The sequence below is a fragment of the uncultured Oscillibacter sp. genome (genome assembly GCF_950073225.1).
In the GTDB taxonomy this organism is placed as follows: domain Bacteria; phylum Bacillota; class Clostridia; order Oscillospirales; family Oscillospiraceae; genus Oscillibacter.
The window spans coordinates 20468-42386 of the sequence record NZ_CATMPS010000011.1 but is presented as its reverse complement, the minus strand read 5'-3'; the positions used below and the strand labels follow the sequence as shown (position 1 = coordinate 42386).

At 63.5% G+C, this 21919-nt stretch carries 13 protein-coding genes; 7 read left to right on the top strand and 6 right to left on the bottom strand.

What is annotated here, in order from left to right; genetic code table 11:
- Positions 1-183: 183 nt before the first annotated feature.
- Genes cheB through Q1M04_RS07555 form a run of 4 tightly spaced genes read right to left on the bottom strand, consistent with a single transcriptional unit; the run spans position 184 to position 4721 of the window.
- A complete protein-coding gene (cheB, locus tag Q1M04_RS07570) occupies positions 184-1224 on the bottom strand; it encodes a chemotaxis-specific protein-glutamate methyltransferase CheB (RefSeq protein ID WP_295756162.1) in 1041 nt (346 codons plus the stop codon).
- Between the two features lie 21 nt (positions 1225-1245).
- Complete coding sequence (locus Q1M04_RS07565) at positions 1246-2088, bottom strand: protein-glutamate O-methyltransferase CheR (protein WP_295756159.1); 843 nt, start codon at positions 2086-2088, stop codon at positions 1246-1248.
- Positions 2089-2117: 29 nt separating this feature from the next.
- The gene (locus tag Q1M04_RS07560; protein ID WP_204789687.1) at positions 2118-2612 is read right to left on the bottom strand and encodes a chemotaxis protein CheW; all 495 of its coding nucleotides are present in this window, start codon (positions 2610-2612) and stop codon (positions 2118-2120) included.
- A gap of 21 nt (positions 2613-2633) precedes the next feature.
- A complete protein-coding gene (locus Q1M04_RS07555) occupies positions 2634-4721 on the bottom strand; it encodes a chemotaxis protein CheA (RefSeq protein WP_366131663.1) in 2088 nt (695 codons plus the stop codon).
- Between the two features lie 95 nt (positions 4722-4816).
- Here Q1M04_RS07555 and Q1M04_RS07550 point away from each other — a divergent pair, with 95 nt between their 5' ends.
- The 7 genes from Q1M04_RS07550 to Q1M04_RS07520 all read left to right on the top strand — a co-directional run bounded on the left by Q1M04_RS07550 (position 4817) and on the right by Q1M04_RS07520 (position 18552).
- Positions 4817-6250, top strand: a complete 1434-nt coding sequence (locus Q1M04_RS07550; RefSeq protein WP_297997718.1) for a hypothetical protein — start codon at positions 4817-4819, stop codon at positions 6248-6250.
- Positions 6237-6572, top strand: coding sequence for an EscU/YscU/HrcU family type III secretion system export apparatus switch protein (locus Q1M04_RS07545; RefSeq protein WP_293281003.1), 336 nt, complete (start codon positions 6237-6239; stop codon positions 6570-6572). The genes Q1M04_RS07550 and Q1M04_RS07545 overlap by 14 nt, the downstream gene beginning before the upstream one ends.
- On the top strand, positions 6569-7165 hold the full coding sequence (locus Q1M04_RS07540) for a PilZ domain-containing protein (protein WP_293281000.1): 597 nt from the start codon (positions 6569-6571) through the stop codon (positions 7163-7165). Before Q1M04_RS07545 ends, Q1M04_RS07540 begins: the two co-directional genes overlap by 4 nt.
- Before the next feature lie 22 nt (positions 7166-7187).
- A complete protein-coding gene (locus Q1M04_RS07535; RefSeq protein WP_297997714.1) occupies positions 7188-12305 on the top strand; it encodes an S-layer homology domain-containing protein in 5118 nt (1705 codons plus the stop codon).
- 71 nt (positions 12306-12376) lie between these two features.
- Positions 12377-16279 (top strand): Ig-like domain-containing protein, encoded by a 3903-nt coding sequence (locus tag Q1M04_RS07530; RefSeq protein WP_297997712.1) that lies wholly within the window; start codon positions 12377-12379, stop codon positions 16277-16279.
- Between the two features lie 14 nt (positions 16280-16293).
- Complete coding sequence (locus Q1M04_RS07525) at positions 16294-16986, top strand: flagellar brake protein (protein WP_297997710.1); 693 nt, start codon at positions 16294-16296, stop codon at positions 16984-16986.
- A 123-nt stretch (positions 16987-17109) separates the two neighbouring features.
- Complete coding sequence (locus tag Q1M04_RS07520; protein WP_297997708.1) at positions 17110-18552, top strand: AAA family ATPase; 1443 nt, start codon at positions 17110-17112, stop codon at positions 18550-18552.
- Here the strand turns inward: Q1M04_RS07520 and Q1M04_RS07515 are convergent.
- Both Q1M04_RS07515 and Q1M04_RS07510 read right to left on the bottom strand, forming a co-directional pair.
- The gene (locus tag Q1M04_RS07515) at positions 18501-19745 is read right to left on the bottom strand and encodes a hypothetical protein (protein ID WP_297997706.1); all 1245 of its coding nucleotides are present in this window, start codon (positions 19743-19745) and stop codon (positions 18501-18503) included. The two genes, Q1M04_RS07520 and Q1M04_RS07515, sit on opposite strands and share 52 nt — an antisense overlap.
- Before the next feature lie 37 nt (positions 19746-19782).
- Entirely contained in the window at positions 19783-21747 is a 1965-nt protein-coding gene (locus Q1M04_RS07510; protein ID WP_295756133.1) for a cell division protein FtsA, read from the bottom strand.
- Positions 21748-21919 lie beyond the last annotated feature (172 nt).

Here is a 21919-nt window from a genome sequence, read left to right as displayed (position 1 = left end):
TTGGCAGCATTCCACTTCTTATCACTTCATTATTCATATCGGCTAAACGCCAGGAAAGTTAAGAACGGGAGGGAGAATTTTCTTGATTCCCGGGGAAATGGGGAGGCCAGGGCACGGGTTCCGGCAAAAAAGCGGCCCCCGCCTCCTTCCCGGAGACGGGGGCCGCGCAGGACGTTAGGGATTTCAGTGCAGCGTCTTCAAATGCCGGAGCAGCACGTTGGCCACGTTGTCGCAGGATGCCTGAATGCAGACCGCCCCGATGTCGTTGGCCACCATGGGCATGCCGTACACCACGCTGGACTCCTTATCCTGTCCGATGGTGTAAGCGCCCTTTTTCCGCATTTCCAGCAACCCGGCGGCGCCGTCCTGGCCCATGCCGGTCATGATGATGCCCACCATCTTGCACCGGACCACCTCCGCCATGGAGTGGAACATGGCGTCCACCGACGGGCGGTGTCCGCTGACCTTTTCCCCCGGCGTGCAGGAGACGGTGTATTTTTCCCCGATGCGCACCACCCGGCACTGGAGGTCCGCCGGGGCCACCAGGGCCAGCCCGCGGTGCAGCTCGTCGCCGTTCTTAGCCTCCCGGACCTCCATCTTGCAGATGCGGTTCAGCCGGTCGGCGTACATCTGGGTGAAGCCCTTGGGCATGTGCTGGACGATGACCATGGGCGGAATGTCCGCCGGCAGGCGGCGCATGACCTCCAAAGTGGCCTCCGTGCCTCCCGTGGAGGCGCCCAGGCCCACCAGCACCCGGTCCAGGGCCGGACCGCCTCCCAGATTCGGCGTGGCCACCGCTATGGAGGGGCTGCGCAGCGGGGCGGAGCGGGGCCGGGCCATGGAGGCCACCAGAACCTTCTGGGTCAGGTTGCTGATGAAGACCTCCTTGCTCTCCTGCACGTCCGGCTTGCGGACAAAGTCCACCGCGCCGGCGTTCAGCGCGTCGAAAACCTTCAGGTTCAGGGAGGAGCAGAGGATCACCGGCACCGGGTTCGCGGGCAGGTATTCCTTCAAAAAGTCAATGCCGCTCTGGCCGGGCATTTCCACATCCATGGTCACGACGTCCGGCTTCAGGCGGGGTATCTTCTGTTTCGCGTCCAGGGTGTTGATGGCGTATCCGACAATTTCCACTCTGGGATGCGCCGAGAGGCCCTGGATGATGAGGTTTCGGGCCAGGGCGGAATCATCCACCACCAGCACGCGGATCTTTTTCCCCAGTTCCATTGTGAGGGAACCACCTCCTTGTTATTTTTGGAAGGTCGCCGTAGCCAAACGGCGATAGGGCGCGTTCTGGCTCAGGTTCTCCGAAGCGCTGATCAGCAGATAGCCGCTGGGGACGGTGGCGTCGTAGAAACGGCGGACCAGTGCGTCCTTCGTGGGCTGGTCAAAGTAGATCATCACGTTCCGGCAGAAGATCACGTCGAACTTCCGGCGGAATTTGATGGGGTCCATCAGGTTGAAGGTCTGGAAAATCACGTTGTCCTTCACGGCGGGGGTGACGGTGTGGGTGCCGTCCCGGCCCGGCGTGAAGTACTTCCGCTTCCAGTCCGCCGGGATGGTGTCCGGCAGGTTGTAGGTCCCCCGCCGGGCGCTGGCCAGAGCCTGGGCGGAGATATCCGTGGCCAGGATGCGGGTGTCCCAGTCCTTGGCCCGGGAGCCCAGGTAGTCGTAGAGGAACATGGTGATGTTATAGGGTTCCTCCCCGCTGGAGCAGCCCGCGCTCCAGATGGCCAGGGTTTTGTCCCGCTCGTGGCGGCGGACAATCTCCGGGATGATATTGTTGCAGAAATAATCCAGGTGCTCCTTCTCCCGCATGAAGAAGGTGTAATTGGTGGTCAGTTTGTTCAAGACCAGGGTGACCTCGTCGTTCTCCTTCTTGTCCAGAAGGTGGTTGACGAAGTCGGAGAAGGTCCCGTAGCCCAGCTTTTTCAGGGCCGGGGAGAGGCGGCTGGTGATCAGCTGCTTCTTCTGGCTCAGGTCGATGCCGTAGCTGGACTGGATGAAGTTCACCATCCGCTTGAAGTCCGCGTCCGAGATCGTCATAGGGCCGAAGCCGCCCATTCCCTCACTCTTTTTTGCCGTATCCATAGTTCTTATTCACCGCTTTGTCAGGAAAATTAGTCGCCGTAGCCGTGGGCGATCAGCTGCTCGCAGTCCAGCACCAGCATGGTGCCGGAGCCGTCGGGCAGGGTGCACATGCCGGAAACCAGCTTCTGGGCGCTCTGGGAGGGGATGGGGACGATGCTCTCCAGGGGAATGTCCAGCATCAAATCCACGGAGTCCACCTGAATGCCCAGCTGGTTGTTGTTGTAGTCAATCACGATCAGGATGCCCTCCTCCGCGAGGGGCTTCCCCAGGCGGAGGCGGATGTCCATGATGGGGATGATCTGGCCCCGCATGTTGAAGATGCCCTGGATGTAATCCGGCATCATGGGGAGGTAGGTGGCGGTGTAGACGTTCATAATTTCCACTACCTGATTGGCGTCAATGCCGATTTTCAGGTCGTCCACTGTGAAAATGAGGTGCTTCCGGCTGCCCGCGCCCTCATCCTCGGGAGCCGTGGTCTCGATGTCGTCTTCCTCGACCTGGAACAGGACGTTTTCTTTACTCATTGCGTTTCCCTCCTTCGGCGCTTAACCCCGGGTGGCCTTGTACAGGTCGCCCGCGTCAAGGATGATGCTGATGTTGCCGTCTCCCAGGATGCTGCATCCGGTGATTCCGTAGTTTTTGATATCAAAGTTGTTCACATAGGCCGGGAGGGGCTTGACGACGATCTGCTGTTCGCCCAGGAGCTCGTCGACAAACAGGCAGTAGGAGCAGTCGCCGGACTCCAGCCACATCAGGACGCCGTCGTCGATCTTCTCCGCGCCGCCGGGGAGGTTGTAGAAGTCCCGGGCCCGGATGACGGGGTAGTAGCCGTCCAGCATTTTCACCATCTCTCCGTTGACGGAGTCGTGGAGGATGGCCTCCTCCGTGGTTTTGATGCTGGAGCGGATATTGTTGATGGGGATGGTGAAGATAGAGTCTCCCACGGAGACCTCCATGCCGTCCATGATGGCCATGGTCAGGGGGATGCGCATGATGGTGGTCATGCCCTTGCCCTGCTCGCTGGTGATGGAGACGGAGCCGCCCAGGCTCTCCACGCCGCTTTTCACCACGTCCATGCCCACGCCCCGGCCGGAGAACTCCGTCACCTGGGCGTTGGTGGAAAAGCCGGGAGCCATGAGGAAGTTCAGGATCTCTTTATGAGAGTATTCCACATCCGGGGAGGCGATGCCGTTGCGGATAGCCTTGGCCAGGACGGCCTCGTCGTTGACTCCGGCGCCGTCGTCGGAGATCTGGATGATGACCTCGCTGCCCGTATCCTGGGCGGAGAGCAGAATCTCGCCCACGGGGTCCTTTCCCGCTTCGATGCGGTCCTGGACGTTTTCCTCAATGCCGTGGTCCATGGAGTTGCGGACCATGTGCATGATGGGATCGCCGATGGAGTCCACGATGGTCTTGTCCACCTCGGTGTTCTCGCCCACCAGGGTGAGCTTCACCTGTTTGTTCAGCTTCTTGCACATATCCCGGACGATGCGGTTCATTTTCTGGAAGGTGTTGGACACCGGGATCATCCGCAGGGACATGGACACGTCCTGAAGCTCGTCGGTAAGCTTGCGCAGCTGCCGGGCGGACTTGGAGAAGGCGTCCAGATGGAGGCCCTTCAGGTCCGGCGAGCCGGTGACCATGGCCTCGGTAATGACGATCTCGCCCACGATGGCGGAAAGCTGGTCCAGCTTGCTCAGGCCCACGCTGATGAGGCTCTCCTTCTGGCCCTGGTGCTGCTGGGCGCCCCCTCCGGCCGCCTGGGCCGCGGGAGCGGCGGGGGGCTTCTGGGCGGCGGGAGCGGCCTCCTGGGCGGGGGCGGGCTCCACCGGCGGGGGCGGTGCGGGAACGAAGTTCTCCTCCTCATAGGAGTGGACGGACCCGGCGGTCATCACAATGGTCACGGCCCTGGCCCGGTCCGCGTCGCTGCGGAACTGGAGGAGGAAGCCGTGTTCAATCACCGTGTCGGACAAAGAGGCGTCCGACTCCACCCCGGCGGGCTGGTACGCAAAATCCGCGTCGGCGCAGAAGCCCTGCACGGAAGTGACCAGCATGAAGGCCCGGAGGTTCTCCATGCCGCAGCCCTCGTCGAAAAAGACCCGGAGGCCGTAGGGGAATTCGGCGCTGCCCTCCGTGGTCTGGGCGGGAACGGGCGCGGCGGAAGCCGCCTCCTGAGCGGGGGCGGGAGCGGCGGCCTCCTTGGGGGCGGGCTCGGCTGGAATTTCTTCCCCCTTAATTTTGGCGATCAAACTATTAATATTTCCAAGGAAACTGTCGACATCTTCATTAAGGGGCTGCTCTGCTTCCACCTTCTCCATTTCCTCCCGGAAATAATCCACAGAGTGGAGCATCACGTCGAAAAGCGCCGGACGGTCCTCATCTTTCACCACGGACATGGTGCCCTCCCGAATAAGGAAGAACATGTCCTCGATGCGGTGAGAAACCCGGGCCAGCGTATCGAACTCCATCATGGCGGAGGAGCCCTTGATGGTATGCATGATGCGGAAGATCTCGTTGACATTGTCCTGAGAGAATGTATTTTCCTTTTCCGCGTCCAGAACGATGCTCTCCAGCTGCTCCAGAAGCGTATTGGTTTCGTAGATGTACATATCCAGGATATCATTGTTGCTCACGAAAACACCACCTTATCAGCCTTTTTCATTACTATCGACCTGTTGCGCTAAAAAAATAAGTAGCAGCGGCAAGTTTTTTCTGTGAGGTGTCTTGAATGCCCGAACTGCTCGGCGCCACCAACCCGGTACCCGGTTATGATAAGACCACGGTTAACCGGAATATCACGGTTTCCCCGGACAATACTCAAATTCAAAACGTCCCCGATCCCAGCAAGGTCGTCCGCGCCGACGGGCGGACGGAACAGCAGGACAGCAACCTCCAGGGGGACGGGGGAATCCGTTACGACTCCAACTTTCAAACCTTCCTCCAGCGGCTGCGGGACACTCCCAGCCTGGCGGACAGCCTCTCCCGCATCTTCTCGGGGCGGGAGGGCATCGTCGTCTCCTCCGGCCTCAGCGCCGGCATCGCGGAGGAGATGGGCCGCCTGCTGGAAATGCTGCGGATGGACGAGAGCCAGCTTCTGGACTTTCTCCAGGGCCAGTTCAAAACCGGCACCCGCTTCGGCGGGGCCCTCTTCGCCCTGCTCCGCAGCGCCTATGCCCGGGCCGCCTCCGAGGGGGTGCGGACGGACATCCTGCAATTTTTGAAAGCCTATGTGGACTTCGACTCCACCACCCACATCGAGGGCAACCTCCTCCGGGACCTCCAATCCATGGCGGACGCCATGCCCGCCAGCTGGGCGGAGAAGCTCCGGGACCTGACGGCCCAGCTCCAAAACGGCATCGCCGCGGGAAACCGGCAGGGAAACCTCCAGCTTCTCCAGCGGGAGATCTTCCCCTATATGTCCTCTTATGTGGAGCGGACCCATGACATGGGCACCCCCCGGGCCCTTTTGACCATGCTGGCGCTGAACGTGGCCCGGTATGAAAACGGCTCCGAGGAAAAGCTGCTGGAGGGCTTCCACCAGCTCAGCGGCTACGGCACCTTGAAGGGCCAGCTGGGGGGCATCGACGACCAGTCGCTGCTGCTGCTGCTTAAGAACCGGGGCGGCGGGGATTCCAAGGCCGTCGAGTTCTCCAACCACCTGGCCTCCGCCGCCGCCCGGGCCTTCCGGGGCGAGGGCAGCGCCGAGGTGCAGCAGGCCTTCCAGAACCTCATCGCCGCCATGCTGGTGAATGAGAGCGTCTATATGCCCATCAACCATTACCTCCTCCCACTGGAGTGGGACGGGAGGATGCTCTTCTCCGAGCTGTGGGTAGACCCCAACGCCGAGGACGAGCAAAACCGGGGCGGAGACGGAGGCGGCAGGAACACCATGCGCTTTCTGTTCAAGATGGATGTCCAGGGCCTAGGCCTGTTCGATGTGATCCTCGCCGCCCAGGGGACGGACGTGGACGTGCAGATCGCCTGCCCGGACAAGGCGGCCCCCTTCTCCAAGCAGATCGGGGACGCCGTTTCCCAGATACTGGCCCGGAACGACCTCAGGCCCGCCCGGGTGGCCGTCCGGCGGATGGACCGCCCGGTTACGCTGACCGAGGTGTTCCCCAAAATCTTTGAAGGGAAGAACAGCATCAATGTCAAGATCTGAAGGAACCACCAGGGCCAAGAAGGCCGTGGCCCTGCAGTACGGCCCGGGGGACACCGCGCCGGTGATCGTGGCCTCCGGCATGGGATATATGGCGGAAAAGATTGTGGAGACCGCCGCCGACTGCGGCGTGCCCATCTATGAGGACAACTCCCTGTCCACCATCCTGACCCAGCTGAAGCTGGGCCAGGAAATTCCGGAGAGCCTGTATCAGGCCATTGTGGAGATTTACGTGTACTTCCTCCACTTCGACCCCACCGGAAATGTGAAAACCCAGCAGGAGAGCGGCCGGACGCCGCCCCGCGAAACGGAGGAAACCACATGACAGCAAACCGTACATACCTGATTCTGGACACCCAGAACCACGCCCTGGCCAACGGCCAACTGGCCACGGCGCCGGGAGACTCTCCCATGCGGCTGAACATCCAGGACCACAAGGTGGACGACGTAATGGCCCACGAGGTGGTCACCCTCTTCAGCTCCAGCAGCGAGGAGCTGCCCATTCAGTGCCGCATCCTCCGCCAGCGGGGAGACGCGGTGCTCCTGGAGAAGATCGCCACCCTGGACCCGGAGGTCCGGCGGAACCTGCGGGTGCCGGTGAAGTTCAGCACCTTCCTCTACCCGCTGCCCGGCTCTTCCTGGACGGGGCGGCGGAGCGTGCAGTCCATTGACCTTAGCTGCGGCGGCATCGCTTTCTACGCGGACTGCCAGCTGGAGCTGCACGAGCAGATGGAGATCGTCATCGTCCCTACGGAGGAGCCGGTGATTCTGCGCTGCGAAATTCTCCGAAAACAGGAGCTGCAAAACGACCGTTTTCTGTACGCGACAAAGTTCGTGGACATGTGCGAGGACGAGGAGGTCGTGGTGCGGGAGGCCGTGTTCAGCCTCCAGCTGCAAAGCCGCGGCGCCCAGGACTGACGGAACGAGGAGGAAAGAAGTTATGACAAAAACACCCCGCGCCCACCGCGCCCGCATACCAGGGTCCGTCCGTCTGACGGCCCTGGTTCTCACTGCCCTGACCCTCTGCGCCTTTCTCGCCGTCCGCCCCGTCCGGGCGGCGGAGTGGATGACCCCCTACCTGGAGCAGGTCCAGGAATGGGGCGTCATGCGCGGCGACTCCCAGGGCAACCTCCACGAGGACCGGAACATCACCCGGGCGGAGTTCGTCACCCTGGTGAACCGGGCCTTCGGCTATGAGGAGCCCAGCCCCAGCAACCCCTTTACCGATGTGAATCCCAACGACTGGTTTGCCGAGGACGTCAGCATCGCCCACCAAGCGGGCTACTTCAACGGCACCAGCGACTCCACCGCCTCCCCCTATTCCCTGGTGACCCGGGAGCAGGCCGCCGTCTTTCTGGGCCGGTGCCTCCGGTTCCAGGGCGTGCCCAACGCCGCCAACTCCACCTTTACCGACATGCACGAAATCGGCGGCTGGAGCCGTCCCCTGGTACAGGAGGCCGCGGAGCTGGGCATCATCCAGGGCTACGCCGACGGCAGCTTCCGCCCCAACCTGCCCATCACCCGGGGCCAGATGGCCTGCTTTTTGGTCCGCGCCCTGGGCACCCTGGTCCAGGAGCCCGGCGAGCAGACCTCCGGCGGCGTGTACGGCAACCTGACCATCACCACCCCCGGGGTGAAATTGAAAGACACTACCGTCACCGGCAACCTCTACCTCACCGGCGGCGTAGGCCTGGGAAACGTGGAACTGGAAAATGTCAACGTCATGGGCAAAATCATCATCTGCGGCGGCGGCGAGGCCGAGGCGGGCAAGCAGAGCGTCCTTTTGCGCAACGTCACCGCGGGCGCCTTGGAACTGGACAGCCTGACGGAGCAGTTCCTCTCCATCCAGGCCGAGGGCCTCACCAACATCGGCGAGGTCACCCTCCGCACCCCCGGCTACTTGGAGGACCGGACCGAGGACGGCCTGGGCTTCCAGACCATCCGGCTGGACGGCGTCGCGGGTTCCCTCTTCCAGCTGGCAGGCAACATCAAGCGGGTGGTAAACCTGACTCCGGAATCCACCCTCCAGCTGGCCCAGGGCGTGGCCGACGTGATCACCATGGACGAAAAGGCCGTGGACGCCAAGCTGACCATCGACGACCGGGCCTCCATCCGGGAGCTGAACCTGGATCTTGCCACCCAGGTGGACGGCAAGGGCAGCATCAGCCATCTGAACATCAACGCCCCCGGCTCCAAGGTCACTATGCTGCCGGACACCATTTATATCCGCCCCGGCATTACCGGAAACGTCTATAACCAAAATATGGATAACATTGCCGCCGCCGAATCCTCCGAGGACCCCCGGCTGCTGGCGGGCTATCCCAAGGTCAAGGACATCGCCTCCACCTCCGCCACCGCGGTGTTCAGCACCAACAAGCCCGGCACCATCCGCTGGGCCATTACCGCCCTGATGGACGGCTCCGTGGGCGAGGAAGACCTGGTGAATCCCGGCTCCAACGCCAAGATTCTCCGCAGCGGCACCCTCAAGGCCACCGCCTCCAATACGGAGATCACCACCCGGCTGACGGGCCTGACGAAGCAGGGCTCTTACTACGTCTCCGCCCTGCTGGAGGATGCCCGGGGCCGGAGGAGCCCCGTGAAGATCGCGGCCTTCACCACCCCGGACGACTCCGCGCCCAACTTTGTCAGCGGCTATCCCCAGACCCCCATCCTCACGCTGGACGCCGACAAAGAGCAGGTGGCCCAGATCATGGTCATGGCCACCAAGGACTGCCAGATGTACTACGCCCTCTTCCCCAAGGGCTCCACGGCCCCCACGGCGGCGGACTTCCGTTCCGCGGCTCTGCCGGGAAACCTGGGCTACGGCATCGTGACCCTGCGGAAGAACGCTCCCTTCCTGCTCTCCCGCATCAACACGTCCCACCTCCAGGAGCAGACCCAGTACGACCTCTACCTCTGGCTCAACGACGCGGACAACGGAAAGAGCTCCGCCGTGAAGAAAGTCACCTTCACCACGAAGGATATGACCCCGCCCAACATTTTGAAGCTGGAGGCCCAGTCCTCCACGGATCGGTCCGTGACGCTGTCTTTCGAGCTGAGCGAGCCCGGCGCGCTCTATTGGTTCGTGACAAAGCAGGGCCAAAGCGTGGGCATCAACAAGGAAAACCCCACCCTGCAAAACCAGATCATGATTGAAAGCGCCGGGGCGGACGGCACCAAGATCATCCGCCGGGGCGGCCCCGTCCGCTTCTCCCGCACCGGCACCGCCATCTCCTTCACCGTCACCGGGCTGGAGGGCGAGACGACCTATGACCTCTATTACATGGCCAAGGACACCGCCGGGAACTACTGCGTATACAACAAGGCCATTGAGTTCCCGCTCCCCATCAAGACTCGGGACGTCAACGGCCCCAAGGTGGAAGTGAACTACAGCCACTCCAACCCCGGCCCCACCGAGGACGCTCCCCCGGTCCCCCGGGTGGACACCGACCTGCGCCTGGAATTCAGCGAGATCATCCGGGGCCGCCACGACAACTCCGCCGATCCGGAGAGCATTCTGGAGCTTTACCGGAAGGTTGAAACCAGCTCCGGCCAGGAGAAGGAACGGGCCAAGAGCGCCTGGGGCAGGGCGCTGCACGGATACGTCCGGCTCTATCCCGGCACGCCGCCCACCCGGGGCGAACCCACGGCGGACGAGGTTGCCTTCAGCGACGGCGCTGCTATCCTGCCAAACCCCGACGACCTGCCCGCCTGGATCGACTACCGGGAGGCCCGGGTGGAGGAGGCCGGCGGGAAAACCACCATCGTCTTCCCCGGAAGCAACAGCAAAAACACGCAGAACGGCATTGCCCCGGCCCTCAAGCTGCAAAGCGGCGCGTCCTATTACTTCCGCATACAGGACATTGAGGACACCTCCGACAACCCCATGAAATCCCCGCCCCCCAACGTGGTCTTTACCCCCAAGTTTACCATGGACTACGCCACCATTCACCTGGTCTGGGATCAAGACACCATTGACATCCCCCTCCCCGACGGCACCACGAAAGCCGCCCGCGTCTTCACCATGACGCCGGAGGGCACCGAGGCCGTTCCCTCCGGGACCCGCTGGGATATGCTGATCTGGACCGAGTACGCCATGAAGTACGACCTCTATATCCGGGCTCTCGGCAGCTCCACATGGCAGCGCCTGGATTCGGCCAACGCCAACCCCAACAGCCGCTCTCCCCGGGTCTTCAACAGCGTGAACGGCAATTTCCTTCAGGAGCTCATCGGCACCGGGCTGGTGGGCACCCCGGAGGCGGGCGGCTATCCCCTGCTGGAGGACTTTACGCAGCCCCTGGAGGTTGCCATCGTCCCGGAGAACACCTCCTTCACCACCGACGTCTTCTGGGACATCCAGGTCTACGCGGGCACCAAGGCGGCCATCGGGTCCATTGCCCGGCCCCAGGGCGACCAGAAGACCCTGGACGGAAAGAGCGTCACCGTCATTAACGAGCCCACGCCCTACCTCCATATCCCCTATGAGGCCCCGCTGGTGACGCCGGAGGTCTGGGTCGCCGAGGATGACGCCACCATCCAGTCCAACATTGCCGACATCGGCGTGCGGGTAAAGATCCCCGGCACGGTGTACTACCTCGCGATCCCCTTGAAAAACGTGCAGGCCGACGCCAACGGCAATCCCACCGGCTCCGGCTACACCATGTCGGAAGAGATGGCCCCCTACGTCAACGGGGTAAAGCCCAAATTGGAAGACATTCCCACAGCCGGCGTTGACCGGGACCCCATGATGCTGGACAGCGATGCCGTCAACGTGTACGCCATCGCCACGGAAAATCCCCAGCTCGGGTCCCCCAACACAACCAAACACGGCAACACGGAAGACCGCCTGATGGGAACAACCCGGGGCGATATGCTGAACATCCGGGATTTGGCGGCGGAAACGACCTACCTCCTCTATCTGGTGCCGACCGATAAGGAAAACAACCCGGCCACCCAGGTCGCGTGCTACAAGTTCACCACCGACCTGGCCCTGCCGCCCCTCATCACCGTCAGGCCCACCGGAACCACCGCCGCCACTATCGAAATCGAGCCGAAGTCCAAGCTGTCCTATATTCTGGTAAACTCCAACTATTTCAACGCCGCAAACACGAACCTCCTGTTCAACAAGCCCTTTACCGGAACCTATACCCAGGGCGGCTTCAAGCCTCTGCCCGACGGCTGGTCCGGTACGGTGCTGGATGCCATGCTGGGTGATTACGAATACCAGGGCAGAATGTACTCCATCTTTGACATGTGCTCGAACCCCAACTTCAAAAAAGAGGTTCACACAGCCATTACCAGCTACAACAACATCTTTGTGGACCCGCCCCCGAGCCATTACCTGCTTGAAAGCCCGAACGTGACAAACACCGGGCTGATCTCCTTTGACAGAATGGAAGGCGGCAACTACTACACCCTGCTGGTTGTGGCGGAGGACGAGAACGTACCGGCGGATAAGCTTCACCAGCGGTTCGGCCTCCGGGCGCATCAGACTTACTACAAGGCCAGTACTTCTTACCTGTATGTGGTCGACGCGGGCCTGAGCGGCAATTCCATTACGGAGAACACCGAGCTCTCCTATAACGGCGACATATGGATCATGTTCAGTGCCCCCCTCCACTACCGGCATGTCGATCCGAATGATCCCAACAAGGAGGACATTCTCCGCGTCGACAGCTGCCATATGGATTCCGGCACGCAGCACGACCTGTTCGCCGACCGGTTCCATCTTTCCTCCAACAAATATCTGCGTTTCGACGACGTCATGGAAAGCACCTCTTTGAGCCTGAACGACCCCAAGCCGGGGCAGGCCCACGATCAGCTCTTGAAGCAGACGCTGACCTTCTCCACCACCAAGCCCATCATAGCGGGGCCCAACGGCACATTGCTGATTACCTTTAACGGGCAGCTCTGTGACTCCGGCGGCAGAGTCCGTGCCGGAACACCTCAGCTGATGATCAAGCTTTACAGGACTCCTATCCCCAACTCGACTCAGGTATCCTGGGAGGTGAAGGTCGATCCCGTAATTTCCTCCTCCTGGACCAGTGCCACCGGCTGACAAAACCCCCTTAGAGGGCGGGCGATTCCGCCCGCCCTCGTTTCGTTTATTCAAAAAGGAGTGTATGCTTTATGAAATCTCGTTTCCTCCGCCGGGCCGGGTCCTTCCTGATGGCTCTGGCATTGGCGTGCTCCCTGCTGACGGTTCCGGCAGCGGCGGACGACCCGGCGACAGATCCTCCCGCCCCACCCGTCCTTGTTACCAGCATCTCCCTGGCCCCGAGCAGTCTTTCCCTGAATACCGACAGCCAGAAAACCGGGATGATAACCGCGACGGTCCAGCCGGACGACGCCACAGACAAAACCCTGGAATGGGAAAGCAGCAACCCTTCTGTTGCCACCGTCTCAAACGGCCTTGTCACCGCTTTAACGGCGGGGACCGCTCAAATCACCGCCAAATCGACAGACGGCTCCGGCGTTACCAGCGCGGCTTGCACCGTTACGGTAACCTCTCCCGCGCCGCCCCAGCCCGCCGCCACCCTTCGAATCGACCCCAACTCCGCCTCCGTCTCCGCCGGGGGGACGGTCAAGCTGACCGCCCAAGTGGAGAACGCCCCGGCCAGCGGCGTCCGGTGGGTATGCCTCAACAACAAGGTTATGCTCAGTCCCACCAGCGGACGGGAGACCACAGTCACCGTCCTTGAGAGCGCCGAGCCGGGAACCATCTTCAACGTGGAGGCGCGGCTGGAGAACTCCGCCGTCTCCAGCGTCTGCGTCATCCGGGTCAGCGAGCCCCAGGCCCCCAATGTCCGGGAGGTCCTGATCAACAGCCCCAACACGACGGCATATCAGTACCTAGACCCCGGCTCCACCCTCATCCTGGACGCCGCCGCCTATCCCCAGGACGCGCCCGAGGACGACCGCAGGCTCATCTGGACCTCCAGCGACGAGAGCGTCGCCAAGGTAAACTCCAAAACCGGAGAGATCAGAGGCGTGGCCCCCGGCAAAGCCACCATCCGGGCCACCGCCAGGGGCGACGCGACGAAGTACGCCGAGCGGGACATTGAAGTCTCCGGCATCAAGCTGAGCTATGTGGAAAAATCCACCTCCGGCGGCCAGGGCCAGACCGTCCAGCTTACGGAGAACTCCATCGTGGAAATCTTCCAATACCGGGACATCCTGGTCCTGACGGAGCCCTTTGGCGACGCCCGGTACAAGTCCGTCAACTGGGAGAGCTCCAACAACACCCTGGCCCAGGTTATCAACGGCCGGGTCACCGCCAATTACCCTGGAACGGGCACGGAGATCCGGGCCTCCGTGGCCGGGACCGGCTACAGCTCCAGCTTCAAGGTGGACGTGAAGGAGGACGTGGCCCAGGCCGTCACCGTCAATATGGGCTCCGAGCCCTCCTACTCCTTCTCCGGCGTCTTGAGCGAGCTGGACCGCCGCTCCCGGGACAAGGCCGGCGGGCCCCTGGACTGCGTATACAGCCTGAAAGTCTCCACCAAGAACGGCGTGCTCTATTACAAGTACGCCTCCCCCGAAACCCCGGGCCACGGCGTGGGCGGCACGGAGCGCTACTACTACCAGCCCACCGGCCAGGGCCAGATGGCCCTGAGGGACGTGACCTTCGTCCCCCTGCCGGGCTTTGACGGCGTCGCCGTGGTGGACTACAACGCCGTCTCCACCATCGGGACCACCTTCTCCGGCACCATCCGCATTGAGGCCACGGCCACCGGGGACGTGAGCTACTCCACCACCGTGGACCAGCCCGTTTCCTTCTCCGCGGAGCATTTCTCCGCCGTCTGCAAGGGCCGCACCGGCCGGTCCATCAGCTATGTCACCTTCGGCCTGCCCTCCTCCAGCCGGGGCACGCTCTACTATAACTACAGCCCCTCCGGGCAGTACTCCCCCAAGGTGAACACCTCCACCCGCTACTACGCTTCCAGCAGCCCCTCCATCGACGATATCACCTTCGTCCCCGCCAAGGGCTACACCGGGGACGTGGACGTTCCCTACCGCTGCACCGACAGCTCCGGCGCGTCCTACAGCGGCACGGTCCGCATCCGGGTCTACGGGGCCAATGGAGAGGGCAGCGGCAATGTGGAGTACTCCATTGGCCGGAACCAGCGCCGGAGCCTGAATGGCAGCGACTTCAACGACGCCTGCCAGCGGGCCGCCGGGGGGACGCTGAACTACATCCGCTTCACCAGCCTGCCCTCCTCCAGCACCGGGACCCTCTACCTGAACTACAACAGCAGTTCCAGCAGGAAGGTTGCCACGAACCAAAACTACTACCGGAACTCCACGCCCCGGATCTCCAGCATCACCTTTGTGCCCGCCTCCAATTACAGAGGCACCGTCACCATCCCCTTCACCGGCACCAGCACCACCGGGGCCACCTTCTCCGGCGATCTCATCCTCCATGTGGACGACGGCGCGGGAACCGTGCACTACAACACCCCCAAGGGCCAGGCCGTCACCTTCGCCGCCGGGGACTTCAACGACGCCGGGCAGGACATCACCGGCCGGACCCTGGACCACATCCGCTTTACCAGCCTGCCCTCCTCCAGCGCGGGAATCCTGTACTATAATTACCACAGCTCCTCCAGCTACCGGGCATCCACCGGCACGGACTACTACCGCAGCAGCTCCCCCTCCATTTCCAATCTCACCTTTGTCCCCGCCTCGGGCTACACGGGCACCGTTTCCATCCCCTTTACCGGCTATGACGCAGACAGCGTCCGCTTCAACGGTACCGTCACCATCTCCGTGGGCGGAGGCGGCAGCCAAATCGTCTCCTACAACGCCGCGGCCAACGGCTTCGTCCGTTTCAACGCCTCGGACTTTAACAGCGCCTGCCGCAGCGCCACCGGAGACACGCTGAACTACGTCCGTTTCGACCTTCCCTCCTCCCAGTACGGCACGCTCTATCACCAGTACAACAGCGCCAGCCGCACCGGGAACACCGTCGGCAGCTCCACCGGGTACTACTATTCCAACAACAGCCGTCTGCTGGGCGACGTGAGCTTCGCCGCGTCCTCCATCTCCGGCACCGTCACCTTCGGCTTCACCGGCTACAGCACCCGGGGGGACTCCTTCAACGGCACCGTGGAGATCACCATTACCGGCTCCACTTCCACCGGCTCCCTGATCCGCTACACCGGCAGCTCCGCCCACCCCATTTCCTTCCGTGCCGCGGACTTCCAAAGCGCCTGCCAGGCGGCCCTGGGGACCCAGCTTTCCTATGTCCAGTTCAACTCCCTGCCCTACACGGGACACCTCTATCAGAATTACAGCGGTCCCGCCCGGACGGGCACCGGCGTCAACACCGCCACCCATTACAGCTCCCAGCAGCTCAGCCAGATTTCCTACCTGCCCAAGGCGGAGTTTCAGGGAACCCTGACCATCCCCTATACCGCCGTAGACACCCAGGGAACCCGCCACTCCAGCACCGTGGAGCTTCAGCTCTCCAACGGCTACTGCGCCGCCACCTTCGCCGACACCGCCGGCGGCTGGGACTGGGCGAAGCCCTCCATTGAGTTCCTCCGCTCCAGCGGCATCACCGCCGGATACAGCAACAATACCTACCGCCCCGGCCAATCCATCAGCCGGGGAGAGTTCACCCTGATGATCTGCCGGGCCTTCCAGTTCTCCACCGGCGGCTCCTCCGGCTTCCCCGACGTGCCCGCAAACAGCACCTACGCCGGGGCCGTGGCCGCCGCCAGGGACCTGGGCATCGTCCAGGGCAACAACGGCCGCTTCCAGCCGGACCGGCCCATCACCCGCCAGAGCGCCATGACCATGATCTGCCGGGCCCTGGAGGCCGCGGGGCAGTCTCTGCCCGCCGCCGACGCCGGTCTTCTCTCCTCCTACGCCGACGGCTACCAGGTTTCCGCCTTCGCCCGGCCCTCCGTGGCCGCTCTGGTCCAGATGGGAGCGGTCCGGGGAAACAGCGCTTCCCGCCTTAATCCCGGCGCGGCCATCAGCCGGGCGGAGATGGCCGTTATCCTGCACCGGGTTCTGACCCGCTGACAAGGAGGATCGCCATGGCTTTTTTCAAATCCCTTTTTAAAAAAGAAGAGCCCGCCCCCGTCACCCTGTCGGAGGATTTCCCGGACCTCTACAACGGCATGAAGGTGGAGGTGATGACCCCCGCCAACACCCTGATTTTTGTGGGCAGGCTTCAGCTCCTTCAAGGAAACCAGGTGGACATCTTGGGCGAGAGCGGAGGCTTTCTCCCCCGGGGGCTGTACAACCAGCGGGTAAAGCTCCGCTGCTTCCAGCGGGACGGGGACACCTTCACGCTGAACGGCTCCGTGGGACCCAACGGCCCCAAATTCTGGCGCATTGAACGGCTTCAATCCCTTCAAAGCAGCGAAAACCGTAACTTTTTCCGCCTGAATGCCGGTGTGGACGGCCAGGTCCGCTCCATCTCCGGGGAGAAATTCCCCTGCAAGGTCCTGGACATCAGCGCCGGAGGCGCCCGGGTTCTGACCACAAAGCTCTTCCAGCTGGAGGCTACCTTCCAGCTGGAGGCCAGCTTTCTTCCAACGGAGGAGCCCTTCACCCTCACCTGCAAGGTCAGGCGGACCTCCGTCCGGGCCCAGACCGCCAGCCCCATGAAGAAGTTTGAGTACGGCTGTCAGTTTGTAGAGGTTCCGCCCCGGGAGCAGGAGCGGCTGCTCCAGGTCATCTTCACCCTCCAGCGGAAGGTCCTTCGGGCCCGGCGGGAGGAGTAATCCGCTCACCTCCGGCGTCCAAAAAGGCCATGGATGATTTTCGTCATCCATGGCCTTTTTGTCTTTTGCCCTTTTAAAACTTCCTCAATTTGGAAATCCTACTAGGAAAAGGAGGGCTTTTTCATGCGCGTCACCTTTTCCCAATTCTGCTCCTGCGGGCCGGAGGTCCGGGAGGCTCTGCGGAGCCGCATCGACGATCTGGGGGGCCAGGGCCGGAGCTATGAATTCCCCGACTGCCGGATGCCGGAGGGCTGCGTCCCCCAGCAAGCCGTTCTGGGCTTTTTGAAGCGGGACCGGGGGTATCTCCTCTACTGGCGTCCCGCCGTCGCTTACCAGGGCACAAGCGTAGTGCTGGCCGCCCTCTTCGCCCGGAGCGTCTGGCGCTTTGACAGCTACGGGGCCCTGACGGCCCGCCTGGCCTCCCTCCGGCGGGAGGCGGAGGGCTCCGCCTTCCGCCCTCTCCATCCCCCGGTTTCGGCGGAGGGCTCCGCCTTCCGTCCCCTCCGTCCCCCGGTTTCAGCGGAGGAGTCCGCCTCCCCCTGGCCCCCCCTTTACCGCAGGCTCCGGGAGGAGCTGGAGGCCCGGGTCCTGGGGCAGCCCCGGGCCGTGGAGGCCGCCGCCTTCCGGCTTTACAGCCACGCGGGGAAGAAGGCCCCGGCCCGCCCTTTGTCCCTGGTCTTCCACGGGCCCACCGGCGTGGGCAAGTCGGAGCTGGGGAAAGCCCTGGCCCCGGCTCTGGAGCGCTGCTGCGGGCGGCGTTACTCCTTTGTCTGGACGGAGATGAACACCTTCACCGAAGCCCACTCCGTCCATCGCCTCACCGGCGCGCCGCCGGGCTACGTAGGCTATGAGGACCAGCCCGTCTTTGAGGCAGTGCGGCGGGACCCCTTCACCGTCTTCATGTTCGACGAACTGGAAAAGGCCCACCCGGAGGTCCTGAAGGTTTTCATGTCCATCCTGGACGAGGGCCGCTGCACGGCCCGCAGGGCCGACGAACAGGGAAACCGGGAGCTGGACTTCCGCCGCTGTATCCTCGTCTTCACCACCAACGCGGACCTGACGGCGGCGGGTGGGCGTCCCCTGGGCTTCTCCCAGGACCGCGCCCCCCTCCGGGAGAAGGCGGCGGACCCGGGAGAGCCCGCCGGACCGGCGGAGCTGGCGGAGCGGCTCTTCCGGGAAAACGAAGAAGCACGCCGGGCGATGGTGCGCCTCGGCGTGCTTCGGGAAATCGCGGGCCGCTTCAGCGGCGTCATCGGTTTTCGCGCCCTGGATGGGGAGGCCCGGCAAGCCGTCACCGTCAAACAGATTGCGGCCCTGGGCCGGGAGTACGGCGTGGACGTCGTCCGGGTGGCCCCGGAGACCGCCCGGGCGCTGACGCCGGGGCGGGACGCCCTCTCCGTCCGGTCCTCCGCCTGCGTGCTGGAGAGCCTCTTAGCCCCCCTGCTCACCGCGGCGCAGGGCCGGACGGCCTACCGCTTAACGGGACTGCCCGGAAGCCTCCAGCTGGTTCCGGATCACTCCCACTCCAGCTCCACCACCTTGTTGACGCTCTCGTCCAGCTTATAGAGCTTTCCGTCGGTAGACAAGAAGTAGCTTCCGGCAAACTGGTTGCCCTCGCCGTAGATATTCACCCGCACGCAGATGGACCCGGCAATGCGGACGGACCCTTCCTGCGGAATCATCTCATAGGCCTCCATGGACTCGCCGGGCAAGCCCAGCTTGGAGGGATGGATGGCCTCCAGGTCCGACAGGCCCCGCCTGGGAGCGGAGGGAGCGGACGCTTCCGGCTTCGGGTCGTGGACCCGGCCCTCCGGCGTATCCAGCAGCACGGAGCAGCTGGTTCCCTCCCAGCTCAGCAGCAGGGAGGAAACCCCTCCGCCGGTTCCATCTTCCCCCTTGGGCTCGTTCCGGGCCAGCTGGACGGAACCCTGCGCGGCAAACTCCTCCGGCGGATCGATCCGCAGCAGCGTCTCGTCCACCACGGAGAAGCCCGCGTCCTCGCAGGTCATAACCGCCGTATAACCGGCAATCAGGCCGGCGGGGTTCTTCAGCCCCTCGTAGCGGTAGAGGGTTTTCGGGGGAACCTCCTCCGTTTCAGCGGCGGGCTCTTCCGTTCCGGCGGGCTCCTCCGCCTGCCCCTCTTCCCCATTCTCTTCGGAGGCGTCTTGCTCCTTGTCTTTTTCTTCCTCCTTCTCCGGCTCCGCGGGGGGCTCCGGCTGGACCTCCTCCTGGTAGACCAGCACCTCTTCCCCGCTCACCGGAAGGGCGGTGATGTGGACCTCGTTCAGCACGTACTCCAGCGGAATCTGGATGGGCTCCAGCTCCTCCGCCTCCTCTTCCCCGCCGCCCTTCAGGAAGAAGAATGCCCCCACGCCGACGGCGGCGGCCAGCACCGGGATGAGAATAAGCAGCAGCTTCTTCTTGCCCTTCTTTTTCTTTCCCTCGGCTTCACCGCCCTCGCCCTCTTTCGCGGGCCCGGAGGACTTGGAGGCGGCTTTAGCCAAGGCCTTGGCCTTTTTCTCCTCCGCCTTTTGCGCGGCCGCCTGGGCCCTCTTGGCCACGGCCTCGGCCTTTTTGGTCTTGGCGGCGGCTTTTTTCGTGGCGGCGGCGGCAGCCTTGGCGGCTTTCTTCTGGGCCTGGGCCTCCTGCTTTTTCCGCGCCGCCTCGGCCTTTTTGCCGGCGGCTTCCACCTGCTGGGCGGCTTTTTTCGCCTTGAGCTCGGCCTTTTGTATGATCTTATCAGCCTTATCCTGTTTCAACGCTTCACTCTCCTACTTATACTCAAGCGGCCCGCTTTCAGTGGATGGTGATGGAATCCCGGTCCTTCACCGCCTGGCTGAAACCGCATTCCGTTCCGTTCACCGCCAGGCGGACGGGGCCCTCCAGCTTCTCGAAATCCACGCCGGACCGCTCCAGCAGGTCCATGACGTAATAGGGCTGGCCGTTCTCCTTGGGCGGCAGAACCACGGGCTTGCCGTTTAGGAGGATCTCCACCTCCCGCTTGCGGATTCGGGGCTTCACCGGCTTCGGGGGCTCCGGCTGGGGAGGCTCCTCAGAAACCGGCTCCGCCTTCTCCTCCGGCAAAGGCGCCGGAGGCGGGGCGTCGGGTTCCGGCTGGGGGGCGGTCTTTTCCGGCTGCTCCGGCGGAAGCTCCGGCAGCGGGGGAATAAGGCCCGCCGGGCCCTCCAGCGTCAGGATCACATCCCCCTGGCGCAGGGGGGCCTTCCGGTCACCCTCCCGGTTGTTCAGCAGCACCCGGCCGGAGAAATCCTTCCCCAGCAGCTCGCCCAGGGTCTTGGCGGCGTCCCTGCCGCTGCGGGCGGGCTGGAAGCGGATGCTGTCCCCCGCGTGGACCACCGCGTTGATGGCCGCCTCCTCCCCGTTCACCCGGAGAATGGCGGGCGCGGCGGGCTCGCCCCGGAGGACCATGCGCCGCCCGTTGAGGGTCACCCCCAGGTTCTTCCCGGAGCGGCCCAGCATGTCGGCGTAGGTGTAGCCGTTCATCAGCAGAATGTCCCGGACCGTCAGCGTCCCGCTGCGGAAGAGCTTGGCGGTCTCCCCGTTGAGGGTGATGACATAGCTGTCGTTCAAAAGCCCCAGGCCCGCGGAAATGGCAATCCCCAGGGGCGTGGCATACTCCGGGTTGTTCAGGTCCATCTCGTCGGCAAAGGCGCTTTTGGCAAAATTGTTTCCGGCGATGGCCACCCGGCGCTCGTCCATCCCCAGGCTGGCGGCCACCTTCTCCCGGAGCCCCTCCAGCTTGCTGCCGCCTCCGGCCAGGAACAGCGCCGAGGGCGCGCCGCCGTTGAGCTCCGTCACCTGGACGGCGATGGCCTCCGCCAGGCGGCCCATGGGCTCTTGAATGGCGGCATAGAGCTCCTCAAAGGCGGCGGTGTTCTCCAGGCCGAGGATATCCGTGTAACAAACGTCCTCCCCAGGGCGGAGATTCCGCTTCATCTCCTCAGCGGTCTGGAAGTCCACCAGGAAGGTCCGCATAATGGCCTCGGTAATCTCATCCCCGGCGATGGTGGCCATGGTGTAGCCGGTGACGCTGCCGTCCCGGCAGACGGCGATATCCGTGGTTCCCGCGCCGATGTCCACCAGCGCCAGGTTCAAAAGCCGCAGCTCCACGGGGATGGCGGCGTTCATGGCGGCGATGGGCTCCAGGGTCAGGCTGGAGACCTGGAGGCCCGCCGTCCGCATGGCGGCATAGAGGCTCTCCACCACCTCTCCGGGGAGGAAGGTGGCCACCACGTCCGCCTCCGCTTTTTGCCCGTTGTGGTCCAGCAGGGAGGCCAGGGGATAGTTGTCCAGCCGGTACTGCGCCACGGTGTAGCCCACCATGAAGAACTGCCTCCGGACCTCGTCCTCCATCTGCAGGGCCTCTTCGGCGGCGGAGAGGGCCCCCGCCTCCAAGCGGCTGATGGTCTCGGCGCTGATGGTTTTCTCCGCGCTGATATCCATAGTAAAGCTGCCGCTCTGGGTCCGCAGGGCCCGCCCGGCGGCGGCCACGCAGACCCGCTCCAAACGGACGCCCAGGCGCTCCTCCAGGCGGTCCGTCACCGTCCGGGCCAGGGCGCCCACCTGATGGATGTTATCAATTTGTCCGTCCAGCATGGCGCGGCTTCCGTGTTCCGCCATTTCGATGTCCAGGGCCTTGAACCGGCCCCCGGAGGGCCGGCCCACAACGCCCACGACGCTGCGGGTCCCGATATCCAGGGCAAAGATCAAATCCTGCTCCTGGGCTCTCAAATCCTTCATCATGCGACGCTCCTTTTCCTGCCTCTTCATAACCGATTCTCAAGCGCATCGACGATAGAGGCGCAAATGATGCCAGAAAGCGGCACCGAACCGCTTTCTGGCATCATGGCAGGGAACTCTACTGCCAGCGCGGGATGGCGCGAGTGGTCCTGCGTTCATTCCATGTCCATGA

Bases quoted from the DNA above. Each gene is read 5' to 3' on its own strand.
- cheB (WP_295756162.1), bottom strand. From the start codon at position 1,224: ATGGAACTGGGGAAAAAGATCCGCGTGCTGGTGGTGGATGATTCCGCC.
- Q1M04_RS07565 (WP_295756159.1), bottom strand. From the start codon at position 2,088: ATGGATACGGCAAAAAAGAGTGAGGGAATGGGCGGCTTCGGCCCTATG.
- Q1M04_RS07560 (WP_204789687.1), bottom strand. From the start codon at position 2,612: ATGAGTAAAGAAAACGTCCTGTTCCAGGTCGAGGAAGACGACATCGAG.
- Q1M04_RS07550 (WP_297997718.1), top strand. From the start codon at position 4,817: ATGCCCGAACTGCTCGGCGCCACCAACCCGGTACCCGGTTATGATAAG.
- Q1M04_RS07545 (WP_293281003.1), top strand. From the start codon at position 6,237: ATGTCAAGATCTGAAGGAACCACCAGGGCCAAGAAGGCCGTGGCCCTG.
- Q1M04_RS07540 (WP_293281000.1), top strand. From the start codon at position 6,569: ATGACAGCAAACCGTACATACCTGATTCTGGACACCCAGAACCACGCC.
- Q1M04_RS07535 (WP_297997714.1), top strand. From the start codon at position 7,188: ATGACAAAAACACCCCGCGCCCACCGCGCCCGCATACCAGGGTCCGTC.
- Q1M04_RS07530 (WP_297997712.1), top strand. From the start codon at position 12,377: ATGAAATCTCGTTTCCTCCGCCGGGCCGGGTCCTTCCTGATGGCTCTG.
- Q1M04_RS07525 (WP_297997710.1), top strand. From the start codon at position 16,294: ATGGCTTTTTTCAAATCCCTTTTTAAAAAAGAAGAGCCCGCCCCCGTC.
- Q1M04_RS07520 (WP_297997708.1), top strand. From the start codon at position 17,110: ATGCGCGTCACCTTTTCCCAATTCTGCTCCTGCGGGCCGGAGGTCCGG.
- Q1M04_RS07510 (WP_295756133.1), bottom strand. From the start codon at position 21,747: ATGAAGGATTTGAGAGCCCAGGAGCAGGATTTGATCTTTGCCCTGGAT.